12 protein-coding genes are annotated in these 14948 nt (G+C 71.9%); 4 read left to right on the top strand and 8 right to left on the bottom strand.

Annotated features, from left to right (window positions below; genetic code table 11):
- The first annotated feature begins 1 nt into the window (after nt 1).
- The 3 genes from R2E43_RS21315 (at nt 2) to R2E43_RS21305 (ending at nt 6454) form a co-directional block, all read left to right on the top strand.
- Nucleotides 2–2587 (top strand): NACHT domain-containing protein, encoded by a 2586-nt coding sequence (locus tag R2E43_RS21315; RefSeq protein ID WP_003975464.1) that lies wholly within the window; start codon nt 2–4, stop codon nt 2585–2587.
- 134 nt (nt 2588–2721) lie between these two features.
- On the top strand, nt 2722–3378 hold the full coding sequence (locus R2E43_RS21310) for an HAD family acid phosphatase (RefSeq protein ID WP_210984391.1): 657 nt from the start codon (nt 2722–2724) through the stop codon (nt 3376–3378).
- Nucleotides 3379–3421: 43 nt separating this feature from the next.
- Nucleotides 3422–6454, top strand: coding sequence for an NACHT domain-containing protein (locus R2E43_RS21305; RefSeq protein WP_210984392.1), 3033 nt, complete (start codon nt 3422–3424; stop codon nt 6452–6454).
- A gap of 77 nt (nt 6455–6531) precedes the next feature.
- Here R2E43_RS21305 and R2E43_RS21300 read toward each other — a convergent pair whose 3' ends face one another.
- A complete protein-coding gene (locus tag R2E43_RS21300; protein WP_003975461.1) occupies nt 6532–9057 on the bottom strand; it encodes an ATP-dependent Clp protease ATP-binding subunit in 2526 nt (841 codons plus the stop codon).
- 441 nt (nt 9058–9498) lie between these two features.
- Between R2E43_RS21300 and R2E43_RS21295 the strand changes: the two genes are divergently transcribed.
- Nucleotides 9499–10200: an SCO3374 family protein gene (locus R2E43_RS21295; RefSeq protein ID WP_030873233.1), complete on the top strand. Its 702-nt coding sequence runs from the start codon at nt 9499–9501 to the stop codon at nt 10198–10200.
- Here the strand turns inward: R2E43_RS21295 and R2E43_RS21290 are convergent, their stop codons facing one another.
- The 7 genes from R2E43_RS21290 to nadC all read right to left on the bottom strand — a co-directional run bounded on the left by R2E43_RS21290 (nt 10201) and on the right by nadC (nt 14943).
- Entirely contained in the window at nt 10201–10536 is a 336-nt protein-coding gene (locus R2E43_RS21290) for a histone-like nucleoid-structuring protein Lsr2 (protein WP_003975458.1), read from the bottom strand.
- Between the two features lie 275 nt (nt 10537–10811).
- The gene (locus tag R2E43_RS21285) at nt 10812–11321 is read right to left on the bottom strand and encodes an amino-acid N-acetyltransferase (RefSeq protein WP_003975457.1); all 510 of its coding nucleotides are present in this window, start codon (nt 11319–11321) and stop codon (nt 10812–10814) included.
- Nucleotides 11322–11330: 9 nt separating this feature from the next.
- Nucleotides 11331–11729: a BlaI/MecI/CopY family transcriptional regulator gene (locus tag R2E43_RS21280; RefSeq protein ID WP_093456394.1), complete on the bottom strand. Its 399-nt coding sequence runs from the start codon at nt 11727–11729 to the stop codon at nt 11331–11333.
- A gap of 134 nt (nt 11730–11863) precedes the next feature.
- Nucleotides 11864–12043: a membrane protein gene (locus tag R2E43_RS21275; protein ID WP_011028944.1), complete on the bottom strand. Its 180-nt coding sequence runs from the start codon at nt 12041–12043 to the stop codon at nt 11864–11866.
- 23 nt (nt 12044–12066) lie between these two features.
- Nucleotides 12067–12693 carry a hypothetical protein gene (locus R2E43_RS21270; RefSeq protein ID WP_093456395.1) on the bottom strand — a complete coding sequence of 209 codons (627 nt, stop codon included), beginning with the start codon at nt 12691–12693 and terminating at the stop codon, nt 12067–12069.
- A 457-nt stretch (nt 12694–13150) separates the two neighbouring features.
- On the bottom strand, nt 13151–13948 hold the full coding sequence (locus tag R2E43_RS21265; protein WP_003975453.1) for a type III pantothenate kinase: 798 nt from the start codon (nt 13946–13948) through the stop codon (nt 13151–13153).
- 5 nt (nt 13949–13953) lie between these two features.
- The gene (gene nadC / locus R2E43_RS21260) at nt 13954–14943 is read right to left on the bottom strand and encodes a carboxylating nicotinate-nucleotide diphosphorylase (protein WP_003975452.1); all 990 of its coding nucleotides are present in this window, start codon (nt 14941–14943) and stop codon (nt 13954–13956) included.
- Between the last annotated feature and the right edge of the window lie 5 nt (nt 14944–14948).

The following is a 14948-nucleotide window of genomic DNA, read 5'->3' as shown; positions in this document are numbered from 1 at the left end:
CATGGATGCCGTCGTCCGTACGCCCTCCCGTCTCGCCGCCCCCCTCGTCCACCGGCTCTTCCGCGACCCCGCCCGCCCACCGGTGTTCTCCGAACCGGTCCCCGGCCTCGTCTCCTGGCGCGGCGCCAGGGCCACGGCCACCCCGGACGAGGTCCACCGCACCGCCGCCGACCTGGTGCACCTCGCCGCCGAGCGGCATGCCGCGCCCACCGCCGAACTGGCCCCGGTCGTGGACGTCCTGGCCCGCACCCTGCTCGCCATCGCCGAGGTCGACGTCACCGACGCCGACGCCGTACGGCTGGGTCCGCAGGACTACGCGCGGCGGCTGCGGGGCGCGGTGCAGGGCGCCGACCGGGAGCTGTCGCCGGACGCGGCCTGGTTCCACGACGCGCTGCTGGTGTCGGTGTGCCTGCACGTCCTGCACCACCTGGTGCGGCGCTCCGCCTACCTCCAGCGGCAACTGCCGGGGCGGGCCAGCCGGATCGCCCAGCTGGTCGACCTGGGCGACGCGGAGGCGGCGGCCCGGCATGCCGAACGGCCGGAGGAAGACGTGGCGTTCGAGGCCGAGTACGCCGAGTGGGTGGCCCGGCGGCACGGCTGGCTGACCATCGTCGGCGTCGACTTCCCCAACGCTCCCGACCGTTGGCCGCTGGAGGAGACCTACCTGAGCCTGGAGGCGGAGGAGCGCAGCGGCGGGGTGGGCGGCACCGAGGACGAGCAGCGCACGGTGCTGCTCGCGGACCGCGCCCTGGAGGACCACGACCGGGTACTGCTGCGCGGCGGGGCGGGCTCGGGCAAGACGACGCTGGTGCAGTGGCTGGCCGTGGCCGCCGCCCGGGAGGGCTCCCGGGTCCCGTTCGTGCTGCCCGTGCGGCGTTTCGCCCGCGAGGGCTTCCCGGCCCCGGACGACTTCCTGCACGCGGTCCGGCACCCGCTCGCCGACCGGGCTCCGGAGGGGTGGGTGGTGCGCACCCTGCTCGCGGGCCGGGCGCTGCTGCTGGTCGACGGCATCGACGAGGCGCCGGAGAAGACCCGCGGCGAGCTGCGCGACCGGCTCCGCCGGCTGCTGCGCGTCTTCTCCGGCAACGGCTGCCTGGTCACCTCCCGGCCCTCCGCCGTCTCGGAAGGCTGGCTGTCGGGCGGCGGGCTGGCCGAGGAGGACTTCGTCGAGCTGTCGCTGGCGCCCATGTCCCGGGACCGGGTGACCCGGTTCATCCGGGACTGGCACTCGGCGGCCCGCCTCGACGAGCAGAGCCGCTCCCCCGGGCCGCGGGAACGCGAGCGGGAGCGCAGCACGCTGGACGAGTACGAGCAGCGGCTGCTGCACTCCGTACGGATCTACCGCGAACTGCGCCAGCTCGCCACCAACCCCCTGATGTGCGGCCTGATATGCGCCCTCAACCGGGACCGGGCGGGCTCCCTGCCCAGCGGCCGCAAGGAGCTGTACGACGCCGCCCTGGAGATGCTGCTCCAGCGCCGCGACCCCGAACGGGACGTGCTGTACGCCGACGACGTTCGGCTCCAGCAGAGCACCAGGGAACGGCTGTTGCAGAAGCTGGCCCACGCCATGCTGGAGGAGGACGCCTCCGAGCTGACCCGGGAGCGGGCGGTCGGCATCCTGGACGCCGCGCTGCCCGCGATGCCCGCCGCCCGCGCGCAGGGCGACGGTGCGAAGATCTTCCGGCATCTGCTGCACCGCACGGGCCTGCTGCGCGAACGGTCGGGCGAGTCGGTCGACTTCGTCCACCGCACCTTCCAGGACTACCTGGCCGCCAAGGAGATCGTGGCCCGCGGCCGCTTCCCCACGCTGGTGGACCACGCCCACCAGTCCGAGTGGGAGGAGGTCATCCGCATGGCCGCCGCCCACGCCCGCCCCGAGGAGTGCGCCGAGTTCCTGGAACGCCTGCTGGCGCCCGCGCCGGCACTGCGCCGCCCGCAGATCAACCACCGCAGACTGATGGCCGCCGCCTGCCTGGACCACGTCACCGAACTCGACCCGGCCGTCCAGCGGCTCGTCCACGACCGCACGAAGAACCTGGTGCGCCCGACGACGGAGCTGGCCGCCCGGGGGCTCGGCTGGGTCGGCCCCATCGTCCTGGAGCTGCTGCCCGACCCGGGCCAGGTCCCGGACGACCGGCAGGCCCTGCTGCTCGCCTGCACCGCGACCCGCGTCCAGGACGACGCCGCCATCGACTACCTGGTCCGGCTGCGCTCCCGGGCCGCGCTGCCGGTGCGCACCGAACTGGCCCGGGGCTGGCGGCACTTCGACACCGAGCGCTACGCCCAGGAGATCATCGCTCACCTGGACCCGGACGGCCTCTACTTCCCGGTCGCCGACACCGCCGAACTGGCGGCGCTGCGCGAACTCGGCGGGCGGCCGCGCATCCAGGTGGCCGGGGTGATGCGGGCCGAGGAGCTGCTGGCGGGACTGCTGCCCGACCAGCTGACCCACCTGTGGCTCAACGCGGAGCTGCCCGACACGGACGTCTCCTGGCTCTCCGGCTTCCCCCGGCTGCGGGTACTGCGGGTCAATCCCCGGCTGCCGCGGGTGCGGAACGTGCCGGACGGGGTGGAGATCACGGCGTAGGCGCGGGCCGGAGAGCCGACTACTGCTCAGTAACCCAATCGTTGCCGTCCGGCCACTTGCTGGGGCAAGCATGCACGCGACAACTTTGCCGTCAGGCATCCGCGCAGGCAGGCATGAGAGGACCCCACCCCCCCATGACCGTTCAGACCGGACAGACCAGACAGACCCGGTCCCGCACCTGGACCCGGGTCACCGGCACGGCCGCCGTGGTCGCGGCGGCGCTCACCGCGACCGTCACGCCGTCCGTCGCCGCCCCGGCCGAGTCCCCGCCCGCGTCGGTGACGGCGGCCGCCGCCGACGTCGGCTACGACACCTGGCAGCGGGACTGCCGGGCCGTCATGGACGCGGCGCTGCCGTACCTGAAGGAGCGGATCGCCGGCTCCGCCCCCGGCGAGAAGCAGGCCGTCGTCCTGGACATCGACAACACCTCCCTGGAGACGGACTTCGGCTTCAGCTATCCCCAGCCCGCCAACCGGCCGGTCCTGGAGGTCGCCGAGTACGCCCAGGAGCACGGCGTCGCCCTGTTCTTCGTGACCGCCCGCCCCGGCATCATCGAGGCGCCCACCGAGTGGAACCTCGCCCACGCCGGGTACGAGTCCTCGGGGCTGTACGTCCGCGGCTTCCTGGACCTGTTCAAGGACGTCGCCGAGTACAAGACCGAACAGCGCGCCGAGATCGAGTCGAACGGCTACACGATCATCGCGAACATCGGCAACAGCGCCAGCGACCTGTCGGGGGGCCACGCCGAGAAGACGTTCAAGCTCCCGGACTACGACGGCCAGTTGTCCTGACGGTCGTTATGCTCCCCTCGTCGACCGACCACGGGGGTGGCGCATGGAACCGGCGGTGCTCGGCGGGAAGCTGGCGTCCAGTCTGGTCGCCCCGCTGGTGAAGAAGCTGTTCGTGACGGGCGGCCCCGGCGCCGGACTGGTCGACCGACCGGTCCGGCTGGACCGTCTGGTGTCCTTCCGGGGCGAGCGGCGCTCGCTGGGCGAGAGGGAGGTACGGGGGCTCGCCGGGAAGCTGATCGGAGCGGCCCTGGACTCTCCCGGCGAGCCGCCCTTCCCGCGCGACGAGACCGAGGCCGTGGCCGACGCCCTGGCCGCGCGGCTCCTCGCCCTCGGCGACCTGGACATGGACGACGTCCAGGCGGTGCGCCTTGGACACGGTGAGCTGGCCGCCCGGCTGCGGCGGCAGGCGGCCGGTTCCGGAGACGGGCTCTCCACCGACGCCCGCTACTTCCTCGACTCGGCGACCGAGTGGGCCTGCCTGCACGTCCTGGAGTTCTTCACCCGGCGCTCCACCTTCGTGGCACGGACGCTGGTGGAGCAGACCCGCGGCCAGGCCGAGCTGATCGCGAAGGTCGACGAGCTGATCAGCCGCGTACCCAGGCCGGACGCCCGGGACACGGCGTTCGAGCGCCGGTACCGGTCGTACGTCGCCGAACAGCACAACCGCATCACCATCTACGGCATCGACCTGCGCGACTCGCCCGACCGATGGCCGTTGGAGGTTGCCTACCTGAGCCTGGAGGCGACCGCGGAGGAGGAACGGACCGCGGCGCTCCCGGGTGAGTACACCGACCCCGAGCGCACCGTCCGCCTCGCCGCCGAGGACGCCCTGCGCACCCGCGACCGGGTACTGCTGCGCGGCGACGCGGGCTCCGGCAAGACGACGCTGGTGCAGTGGCTGGCGGTAACCGCCGCGCGGGACGGGGACCGGGTCCCGTACGTCCTGCCGCTGCGCACACTGACCCGGGCGGGGGCGCTGCCCTCCCCCGCGGCCTTCCTCACCGCCGTGGGCTGCCCGCTCACCCCTCCGGAAGGCTGGGCCGAACGGGTGCTGAACGCCGGCCGCGGCCTGGTCCTCGTCGACGGCCTGGACGAGATCCCCGCCGCCGACCGGAACCGCACCCGCGACTGGCTCCTCGGCCTAGTCCGCGCCTTCCCCGGCAACCGCTGGCTGCTCACCTCCCGCCCCACCGCCGTACGCCCCGACTGGCTGGCCGCCGAGGGATTCCGGGAACTTGCCCTCACCCCGATGCGCCAGGACGACGTCGCGACCTTCGTACGGCGCTGGCACGCGGCCGCCGAGGCACCCGAGTTCGAGGTCCGGCTGCTGGACTCCCTGCGCACCAAGCGCGACCTGGCCCGGCTCGCCACCAACCCCCTGATGTGCGGTCTGATCTGCGCCCTGCACCGGGAACGCCGGGGCTACCTCCCCACGGGCCGCAAGGAGCTGTACGACGCCGCCCTCACCATGCTGCTGGCCCGCCGGGACCGGGAGCGTGGCATGGACGCGGTGGAGCTGGGCGAGGAGGCCCAGCTGGAGCTGCTCCAGCGGCTGGCGTACGCGCTGGTGCTGAGCGGGCGCACGGAGATGTCGGTGGAGACCGCCGAGGGCATCGTGGAGCGCGCCCTGCCGTCGGTGGCCTCGGCGGCGGGGCAGGGCGACGCGGCGACGGTCCTGCGGGCGCTGGTCCTGCGCAGCGGGCTCCTCCGGCGGCCCGACGAGGGGTCACTGGACTTCGTCCACCGCACCTTCCAGGACTACCTGGGCGCACGGTACGCGGTCGAGGAGGGCCACCTCGACGTCATCGCGGGGCGCGCGGGCGACAGCCAGTGGGAGGACGTCGTCCGCATGGCGGTGGCCCACGCCCGTCCCGGGGAACGGGCGATGCTCCTGCGGCGGCTGCTGGCGGAGGACACGCCCCGGCTGACGCTGCTCGCCCTGGCGTGCCTGGAACACGCGACGGCCCTGGATCCGGCCGTGCGCGCGGAGGTGGAGGCGCGGGCGGGGGCGCTGATTCCGCCGGGGTCCACGGAGGAAGCGAAGGCCCTGGCGGAGGCGGGACCGCTGGTGCTGGAGCTGCTGCCGGGGCCCGAGGGGTTGACGGACGCACAGGCGCACGGGGTCGCGGTCGCCGCCTCCCTGCTGGCCGTGCACGAGCCGACCGGGGCCCTGGCCGTACTGCGCCGGTACCGGGAGCACCCCTCGCTCGATGTGCGGCGGCAGCTGGTGGGGACGTGGGACCGGTTCGAGGCGCGGGCGTACGCGACGGAGGTGCTGGACCACCTGGACCGGACGGCCCTGTTCCTGACGTGCCGGACCAAGGCCCAGCGCGAGGCGCTCCCCGTGATGGGACCGTGGACCCACCTCACGTTCCTCGGCGCACACCGGACGACCGAGATCATCGACTGTGTGGCTGAGCCGGGGGCGGTCGAGGAGCTACAGCTCGTCAACAACTCCGAGGTGACCGAACTGGGTGCCCTGTCGGCCTTCACGTCCCTGCGGCTCCTGCTGATCGACTGCGAGCCGGTCCGGGACCTGGGACCGCTCACGAGTCTGCCGCTCACGGCTCTCCTGATCAACCGGGCCGCCGGTCTCACCGGCCTCTCGGACCTGTCCTCGGTCACCCATCTGACGGTGGCGCGACGGCTCCCCGGCACGCGGCTGACGGCTTCCCTCCCCGCGGCCGCACCCTTGCAGTACCTCTACCTCGGCGACGACGCCATCGCCGGTACCGGTCTTCGGGGTCTTTCCCACTGGGAGACTCTTCAGGCCCTGTACCTGTCCCCGGCCACGCCGCTCACCGCCGAGGACTGGGCGGAGATCCGGCGACTGCCGCAGCTCGCTCTCCTCTACCTGCACGGCTCCCTCTTCCCCGACAGCATCGAGGCGATGCCCACGCTGCCGGGCGTCGACGGCCTCGGCCTCATAGCCCTGGACGGGGGTCAGGACATCTCGGTCCTCGCGCCGCGTCTCCCCGACGTGCGGACAGTCACCCTCCAGGCCGCCCCCGGCGCCTCACTCGACGGCGCCCGTCTCACCGCCCTCTTCCCCGACGCCGACGTGACCCTGGAGTGAGGGACGTGGGCATGACGAAAGGGGCTGCCCTGGACCGAGGTCCGGAACAGCCCCTTTCTCGACTCAGCCCCGGAGGACTAGGCCTCCTTGCTCAGGTTGGGCCCCGCGCCGCCCGCCGCCTGCTCGATCGGCGGGACGTCGGGGAGGGTCGACTTCTCCTCACCCCGGAAGGTGAAGGTCGCCGCGTCGCCCTCGCCCTCGGTGTCCACGACCACGATGTGACCGGGACGCAGCTCGCCGAAGAGGATCTTCTCCGACAGCGAGTCCTCGACCTCGCGCTGGATCGTGCGGCGCAGCGGACGCGCGCCCAGCACCGGGTCGTAGCCCCGCTTGGACAGCAGCTCCTTGGCGGACTGGGAGAGCTCGATGCCCATGTCCCGGTCCTTGAGGCGCTCGTCGACCTTCTGGATCATCAGGTCGACGATCTGCAGGATGTCGTCCTGGCTGAGCTGCGGGAAGACGACCACGTCGTCGACACGGTTGAGGAACTCGGGCCGGAAGTGCTGCTTCAGCTCGTCCTGGACCTTGTTCTTCATGCGCTCGTAGTTGGACTTCGTGTCGCCCGCGGCGGCGAAGCCGAGGTTGAAGCCCTTGGAGATGTCCCGGGTGCCGAGGTTGGTCGTCATGATGATGACCGTGTTCTTGAAGTCCACGACCCGGCCCTGGGAGTCGGTCAGGCGACCGTCCTCCAGGATCTGGAGAAGGCTGTTGAAGATGTCCGGGTGGGCCTTCTCGACCTCGTCGAAGAGGACGACCGAGAACGGCTTGCGGCGGACCTTCTCCGTCAGCTGGCCGCCCTCCTCGTAGCCCACGTAGCCGGGGGGCGAACCGAAGAGGCGCGAGACCGTGTGCTTCTCGCTGAACTCCGACATGTCGAGGGAGATCAGCGCGTCCTCGTCACCGAAGAGGAACTCGGCGAGTGCCTTGGACAGCTCGGTCTTACCGACACCGGACGGGCCGGCGAAGATGAACGAGCCACCGGGACGCTTCGGGTCCTTCAGGCCGGCACGGGTACGGCGGATCGCCTTGGAGAGCGCCTTGACGGCGTCCTTCTGGCCGATGACCCGCTTGTGGAGCTCGTCCTCCATGCGCAGCAGGCGGGACGACTCCTCCTCCGTGAGCTTGAAGACCGGGATGCCGGTCGCCGTGGCGAGGACCTCGGCGATCAGCTCGCCGTCCACCTCCGCGACGACGTCCATGTCGCCGGCCTTCCACTCCTTCTCCCGCTTGGCCTTGGCGGCCAGGAGCTGCTTCTCCTTGTCGCGGAGGGAAGCGGCCTTCTCGAAGTCCTGCGAGTCGATCGCGGACTCCTTGTCGCGGCGGACGCCGGCGATCTTCTCGTCGAACTCGCGGAGGTCCGGCGGCGCGGTCATCCGGCGGATGCGCATCCGGGATCCGGCCTCGTCGATCAGGTCGATCGCCTTGTCCGGCAGGAAGCGGTCCGAGATGTAGCGGTCGGCGAGCGTCGCCGCCTGGACCAGGGCCTCGTCCGTGATGGAGACGCGGTGGTGGGCCTCGTAGCGGTCGCGCAGGCCCTTGAGGATCTCGATCGTGTGCGGCAGCGACGGCTCCGCGACCTGGATCGGCTGGAAGCGGCGCTCGAGGGCCGCGTCCTTCTCCAGGTGCTTGCGGTACTCGTCCAGCGTGGTCGCACCGATGGTCTGGAGCTCACCGCGGGCCAGCATCGGCTTGAGGATCGACGCGGCGTCGATGGCGCCCTCGGCGGCACCGGCACCGACCAGCGTGTGCAGCTCGTCGATGAACAGGATGATGTCGCCGCGGGTGCGGATCTCCTTGAGCACCTTCTTCAGGCGCTCCTCGAAGTCACCGCGGTAGCGGGAGCCGGCGACCAGGGCGCCGAGGTCCAGGGTGTAGAGGTGCTTGTCCTTGAGGGTCTCGGGCACCTCGCCCTTGACGATGGCCTGCGCGAGGCCCTCGACGACGGCGGTCTTGCCGACGCCGGGCTCACCGATCAGCACCGGGTTGTTCTTCGTACGGCGGGACAGCACCTGCATGACCCGCTCGATCTCCTTCTCGCGCCCGATGACCGGGTCGAGCTTGGATTCGCGAGCGGCCTGGGTGAGGTTCCGGCCGAACTGGTCGAGGACCAGGGACGTGGAGGGGGTGCCCTCCGCAGGACCGCCGGCGGTGGCGGTCTCCTTGCCCTGGTAACCGGAGAGCAGCTGGATGACCTGCTGCCGCACCCGGTTCAGATCTGCGCCCAGCTTGACCAGGACCTGGGCGGCGACGCCCTCGCCCTCGCGGATCAGGCCGAGCAGGATGTGCTCCGTGCCGATGTAGTTGTGGCCCAGCTGGAGGGCCTCGCGGAGCGACAGCTCCAGAACCTTCTTGGCACGGGGGGTGAAGGGGATGTGGCCGGACGGGGCCTGCTGGCCCTGGCCGATGATCTCCTCCACCTGCTGGCGGACCGCCTCGAGCGAAATCCCGAGGCTCTCAAGGGCCTTGGCGGCGACACCCTCACCCTCGTGGATCAGGCCCAGGAGGATGTGCTCGGTGCCGATGTAGTTGTGGTTGAGCATCCGGGCTTCTTCCTGAGCCAGGACGACAACCCGCCGCGCGCGGTCGGTGAACCTCTCGAACATCGTTAATCGCTCCTCAGAGCGGTCAGGCAGTGGGGGGAACTTCCCCTCCCTGTCCTTCCGCAGCTTAGTCCCGCAAGCGGGGACCGCTCATTCCAACTGCCGACACCGTCGATGGCCTCCTGACCCCTGACGCCGACATCTGCCACAACCCGATGGTGCGAGACGATGTTCCCGCAGGCCAGGCACTTACCCCACTCGCCAGTACGCCGATGGCGAACGCGAGACGGCCCGATCTGCATGTCGCCCCCTCCCACTAGGGATGTCTTACCCGCGGGGACTGACACTCCATGCCGCGCGCACCGGTTCCCTCCGCTACGGGCGAACAACCTTGCGCCTCCCCGCACCCCCGCACGCCCCCTCTTGACGCCTCGTTCCCATACTCTGTGCACTCTCGTCACCACCCAGCGTAACCCGAGCGCTCTTTCGACTGTTGCACTTGGCATGGTTGGCGCCTCGCACTCGGTCCCCCTCGCTCCGGCGTCCCCCGTCGTGCCGTCGCCCCGCCGGCCCACCGGGAACGGCGGCTCGGCCCGGGAGCGGACACGGTGGTGGTACGAGAGCGTGCTCGGGTGGCCGACGGCGCCCGGGGAGCCGGTGCGGCTGCGCACGGGAATCCGCTTCGACGTCCTGGACGTGCCGGCCGCCGCGGGGTACGCGACGCTGGAGCGGCTCGGGTGGTCCGGCCGGGGCCCGCAGGGGTTCCCGGTGGCCGTCCGGGGCGAGCGGATGCTGCTGCTCGTGGCGGCGGGCGGCGCGGAGGAGCTGCCCGGGCTGCTGGAGTGGCTGGAGTGGGGCTCGCTCGCGCTCGACCTGACGGCGGTCGGAGCGGACGGCCTCGTGGAGGCGCCCCTTGCCCCGGTCGTCCCGGAGCCCCGCCCGGCCGGGCCGCCGCCGCGTCCCCCGGAGCGCGACGGCGTACGGGGGGCCGCCGTCTGGCTGCGACCCCCGGAGCCGGGGTGCGAGGCGGAGTCCTCGCTGCCGGCGCTGTCGGCCCTCGGCGGCGCCGGAACCGCCCTGGATCTCGTCCGGCTGGTCCGCACACTGGCCACGCAGTGCCACCGGGTCCGGCTCACCGCCGACCGCTCGCCTCGGGCGCGGCCGAAGACGCGGCCGATGGCGCCGCCGGTGGCGGGGGTCGGGTGATCAGCCGTTGGCCTGCTCGTACGCCTCGCGGACCTTTGCGGGGACGCGGCCGCGGTCGTTGACGTCCCAGCCGTTCTCCTTGGCCCAGGCGCGGATCGCCGCGGTGTCCTGGCTGCCCCCGGAAGCGGCGCGCGCCTTGCCGCGGCCGCCCGAGGCGCGGCCCCCGGTACGACGGCCACCCTTCAGGTACGGATCGAGAAGACCGCGGAGCTTGTCCGCGTTGGCGGTGGTGAGGTCGATCTCGTAGGTCTTGCCGTCCAGTGCGAACGTCACGGTCTCGTCTGCCTCGCCGCCGTCGAGGTCGTCGACAAGAAGGACCTGAACCTTCTGTGCCACCGGATTTCCTTTCATCGATAACTTGAGGGCCGGGGGTCCGTCGGCGTCCGCCGTATCGCCGTCCCTTGTTATATGCAGTACTGCAGTACGCCGGAAAGCAAACCGCTTTTGCCGGAAAAACACAAACCCCCGGCAGAGACCGGTAGCTCGACTCCGGGCCGGAAACATGCGCGTTTCGGACATAGGGAACCCATGAAGGGCCACGTCGGTGAAATAAACCTCGAACGGCTCGCGAAGGGCTGCCCCTGGCGCGGATGCCTAGCGTCGGGCGGCGATCACAGATGCAGAAGCATCCGGCTGTTGCCCAAGGTGTTCGGTTTCACTCGTTCGAGCCCCAGGAACTCCGCAACGCCCTCGTCATAGGAACGCAGCAGCTCCGCGTACACATCGGTGTCGACCGGCGTCTCCCCGATCTCCACGAAGCCGTGCTTGCCGAAGAAGTCCACTTCGAAGGTCAGGCAGAAAACGCGGCGAACACCGAGCCAGCGTGCCGTGTCCAGCAACTTCTCCAGCACCTTGTGGCCGACGCCCGCGCCCTTCAGACCGGGCTTCACCGCGAGAGTCCGCACTTCCGCGAGGTCTTCCCACATCACGTGCAGCGCGCCGCAGCCGACCACCTCGGCGTTGTCGTCCCGTTCCGCGACCCAGAACTCCTGGATGCTCTCGTAAAGCGTCACCATCGCTTTGTCGAGCAGGATACGGTCACGGACGTACGCGTCGAGCAGCCGGCGTACGTCCGGGACATCCCTGGTGCGGGCCCGCCGGACGCTGATGGCATTTGACATGTGGGGACGCTATCGCCCGCCGCCGTCCGCTACCGCGCCGGGTCCCGGCGCGGGGGTTTCCGGTCCCTGCACGATGCGGATGGCGTCTGCGAGCGCCTGGCGCTGTTCCTCGCTCATCATGCCGAAGAAGGCGACGAGGGCGGCGGCGGGGTTGTCGCTCTGGGACCAGGCGTCGTTCATGAGGGCGGCGGCGTAGGCGGCGCGAGTGGAGACCGCCTCATATCGATAGGCCCGGCCTTCGGACTCGCGGCGCACCCAGCCCTTCTGATGGAGATTGTCCAAAACGGTCATCACGGTGGTGTACGCGATGGACCGTTCCTGTTGCAGGTCTTCCAGGACTTCTCGAACGGTCACGGGGCGGTTCCACTTCCACACCCTCGTCATGACCGCGTCTTCGAGTTCTCCCAATGGGCGAGGCACGCTTCGAACGATAGTGGGAGATCGGAGCGAACGCGTGCCGGACGTGCGCCTTCGCCGGAAAACGGGCACAAAAGGGGCGTACGGCTCCTCGGAAGAGGGAGCCGTACGCGGTCCGCCAGGGGTCAGGCCTCGGGGTGGGGGGACTGCTGTCGGGCGCCCTCCGCCCGTGCGAGGGCGGCGTCGACGACCGCGTCCTCCTTGGCCTTGTTGGCGCCGCCCTGGGTCTTCACGATCACCCGGATCAAGCCGATGAAGAAGACGGCCATGACGGCCGGGGGCAGGAGCGCGGAGACGTAGTCCATGGGACCAGGGTAGCCAGGCGCCGTCAGCCGGCGGCCAGGTGGTGCCGGGAGTCCGGGGCGGGCGGGGCCGGCGGGGCCGGCTTGCGGGGCGGGAAGACCTCGCCGGGGGTGGGGACGGGGCGCTTGGGGGTCGCGGGGGCGGGCGCGGGCGCGGGGCGGGGGGACGGTTTCGCGGCGGGCTTCTGCGGGGGCTCCTTGCCGGACTGCCGACCGCCGGGGACGGCGTGGAGGCGGGTGCGGGCGGCGGGGAGGGTGACGGTGGGCGCGGTGGGCGCGGTGGGCGTCTCGGGGGCGCAGCGGGCCAGGAGGGCGGCTGCGGCGGGGGTGCCGCGCAGGGCGCCCAGGGCGGCCAGGTCGTCCGCGTCGGGGCGGTGGCCGGCGCCCAGCGCCTCGTCCAGGAGCGCGAGGTAGCCGGTGGCGGTGCCGGGGAGGGCGGCGCGGTACCGGGCCAGGTCGGCCAGCAGGAAGGCGCGCAGCCTGGCGCCCTCCCGCATCGCCTCGTCGAGCGAGTCTGCGAGGTGGAGGCAGTCCTGGGCCTCCTGGGCCGAGACCGGGCTGGGGTTCAGGGCGAGGGCGAGGGCTCGCCGGAGCACGCGAAGCTCCTGAGCACCGAACGCCATGCCGCCGCGGGGTCCGTAGGGCGTGGGCATGCGGCGACGATACGCGCTAATCAGACAAACCCCGCATAGGGTGCGCGGGTGTGGCGCACGCCCCCACCCGGATGCGGGTGCCTGCGGCGGCCTGTGCGGGTGCGGTGGGGGTGCGCGTAGCGCCGTTTGTCCGGTGGGTGGGTCGGGGTCGCGCCGGGGGGTGTCCGTCCTCGGAACGGCGCGGAATCGGTCACTTGAAAAGGCTCGGGGCGTTGACGCGCCAACCGCTGCGGGCGGACACCCCCCGACACGCCCCCTCCTCGCCGTACGCGGCTCTCCCCCGCCCACGCTCCGCGTCCCGCTCATCGCCGTACGCGGCTGACCGCCCGTCCCCGCCCCGGCTGCGGGCCGCCGCCGCTGCGGGCAGTCGTGCCGCTGGGGCGGCACGGGTGGGCGCAGCGGCACCCCGCAACGCCGGGCCGCGTCCCCCTCGCGCCCGCACCCACCCCGGGGGCGCCTACATGCGCGACACGTTGCGCTCGTACACCAGGCGCAGACCCATCAGCGTCAGCCACGGCTCGTGCTCGTCGATGACCGAGGACTCGCCCAGGACCATCGGCGCCAGCCCGCCCGTCGCGATGACCGTCACGTCGTCCGGGTCGTCGGCCAGCTCCCGCGCCATGCGGTTGACGACGCCGTCGACCTGGCCGGCGAAGCCGTACACGATGCCGGACTGCATCGCCTCGACCGTGTTCTTGCCGATCACGCTGCGGGGGCGCGCCACCTCGATCTTGCGGAGCTGGGCGCCCTTGACGCCCAGCGCCTCGACCGAGATCTCGATGCCGGGGGCGATGACGCCGCCGATGTACTCCCCGCGCGCGCTGACCGCGTCGAACGTCGTCGCCGTGCCGAAGTCCACGACGATCGCCGGGCCGCCGTAGAGCTCCACGGCCGCTACCGCGTTGATGATGCGGTCGGCGCCGACCTCCTTGGGGTGGTCGGTGAGGATCGGGACGCCGGTCTTGACGCCCGGTTCGACGAGGACCGCGGGGACGTCGCCGTAGTAGCGGCGGGTGACCTCGCGCAGTTCGTGGAGGACGGAGGGGACCGTCGCGCAGATGGCGATGCCGTCGATGCCGTCGCCCAGTTCGTCGCCGAGGAGGGGATGCATGCCCATGAGGCCCTGGAGGAGCACCGCCAGTTCGTCGGCCGTGCGGCGCGAGTCCGTGGAGATGCGCCAGTGCTCGACGATGTCCTCGCCGTCGAAGAGGCCGAGGACGGTGTGCGTGTTGCCTACGTCGATCGTCAGCAGCATGGCGTCTACTCCGCCGCTCGCAGGTCCAGGCCGATGTCCAGGATCGGGGAGCTGTGGGTGAGGGCGCCCACGGCCAGGTAGTCGACGCCCGTGGCCGCGTACGCCTTGGCGTTGGTGAGGGTCAGGCGGCCCGAGGCCTCCAGGGCGGCCCGGCCGGCGACCAGGGCGACCGCTTCCTCGCACTCGTCCGGGGTGAAGTTGTCCAGGAGGATCAGGTCGGCGCCCGCGTCCACCACCTCGCGCAGCTGGTGCAGGGTGTCGACCTCGACCTCGATGGGCACCTCGGGGAAGCTCTCGCGCACGGCGTTGAAGGCCTCGGCGACGCCGCCCGCGGCGACCACGTGGTTGTCCTTGACCAGGGCCGCGTCCGAGAGGGACATGCGGTGGTTGACGCCGCCGCCGCAGCGGACCGCGAACTTCTCCAGGCCGCGCAGGCCCGGCGTCGTCTTGCGGGTGTCGCGGACCTTGGCCTTCGTGCCGTCCAGGGCGTCCGCCCACGCGCGCGTGGCCGACGCGATGCCCGACATCCGGCACAGGAGGTTCAGCGCGCTGCGTTCGGCGGTCAGGATGTCGCGGGTGCGGGTGGTGACGGAGAGGAGCTTCTGGCCCTCCGCCACGCGGTCGCCGTCCTCGACGTGGCGCTCCACCTCGAACTCGTCGGTGCAGACGACCGACAGCACCGCCTCGGCGACCCTGAGGCCCGCCACGACGCCCGCCTCGCGGGCGGTGAAGTCGGCCGTGGCCACGGCGTCCTCGGGGATGGTCGCCACCGTCGTCACGTCCACGCCGCCGGCCAGGTCCTCCTGGATGGCGACGTTCGCGATGTCCTCGACCTCGACGGGGTCGAGGCCGGAGTCCAGCAGGAGTGCCGCGAGGGCCGGGTCGAGGCCGCACTCCATGAACGCTTCTTCTTCGGTCTCCGCGCCGCAGGCGCAGCCGTCGCCGCAGCCTCCGCCGGAGGCGAGGGGGAGTTCGGTGGGGTCGGAGGGGTTCACTGCTG

This window comes from Streptomyces violaceoruber (assembly GCF_033406955.1).
Taxonomy (GTDB): Bacteria; Actinomycetota; Actinomycetes; order Streptomycetales; family Streptomycetaceae; genus Streptomyces; species Streptomyces violaceoruber.
Note: the sequence above shows the minus strand (reverse complement) of the source record. Positions and strands in the feature narration are given on the sequence as shown.

Bases quoted from the DNA above. Each gene is read 5' to 3' on its own strand.
- R2E43_RS21315 (WP_003975464.1), top strand. From the start codon at position 2: ATGGATGCCGTCGTCCGTACGCCCTCCCGTCTCGCCGCCCCCCTCGTC.
- R2E43_RS21310 (WP_210984391.1), top strand. From the start codon at position 2,722: ATGACCGTTCAGACCGGACAGACCAGACAGACCCGGTCCCGCACCTGG.
- R2E43_RS21305 (WP_210984392.1), top strand. From the start codon at position 3,422: ATGGAACCGGCGGTGCTCGGCGGGAAGCTGGCGTCCAGTCTGGTCGCC.
- R2E43_RS21300 (WP_003975461.1), bottom strand. From the start codon at position 9,057: ATGTTCGAGAGGTTCACCGACCGCGCGCGGCGGGTTGTCGTCCTGGCT.
- R2E43_RS21295 (WP_030873233.1), top strand. From the start codon at position 9,499: ATGGTTGGCGCCTCGCACTCGGTCCCCCTCGCTCCGGCGTCCCCCGTC.
- R2E43_RS21285 (WP_003975457.1), bottom strand. From the start codon at position 11,321: ATGTCAAATGCCATCAGCGTCCGGCGGGCCCGCACCAGGGATGTCCCG.
- R2E43_RS21275 (WP_011028944.1), bottom strand. From the start codon at position 12,043: ATGGACTACGTCTCCGCGCTCCTGCCCCCGGCCGTCATGGCCGTCTTC.
- R2E43_RS21270 (WP_093456395.1), bottom strand. From the start codon at position 12,693: ATGCCCACGCCCTACGGACCCCGCGGCGGCATGGCGTTCGGTGCTCAG.
- R2E43_RS21265 (WP_003975453.1), bottom strand. From the start codon at position 13,948: ATGCTGCTGACGATCGACGTAGGCAACACGCACACCGTCCTCGGCCTC.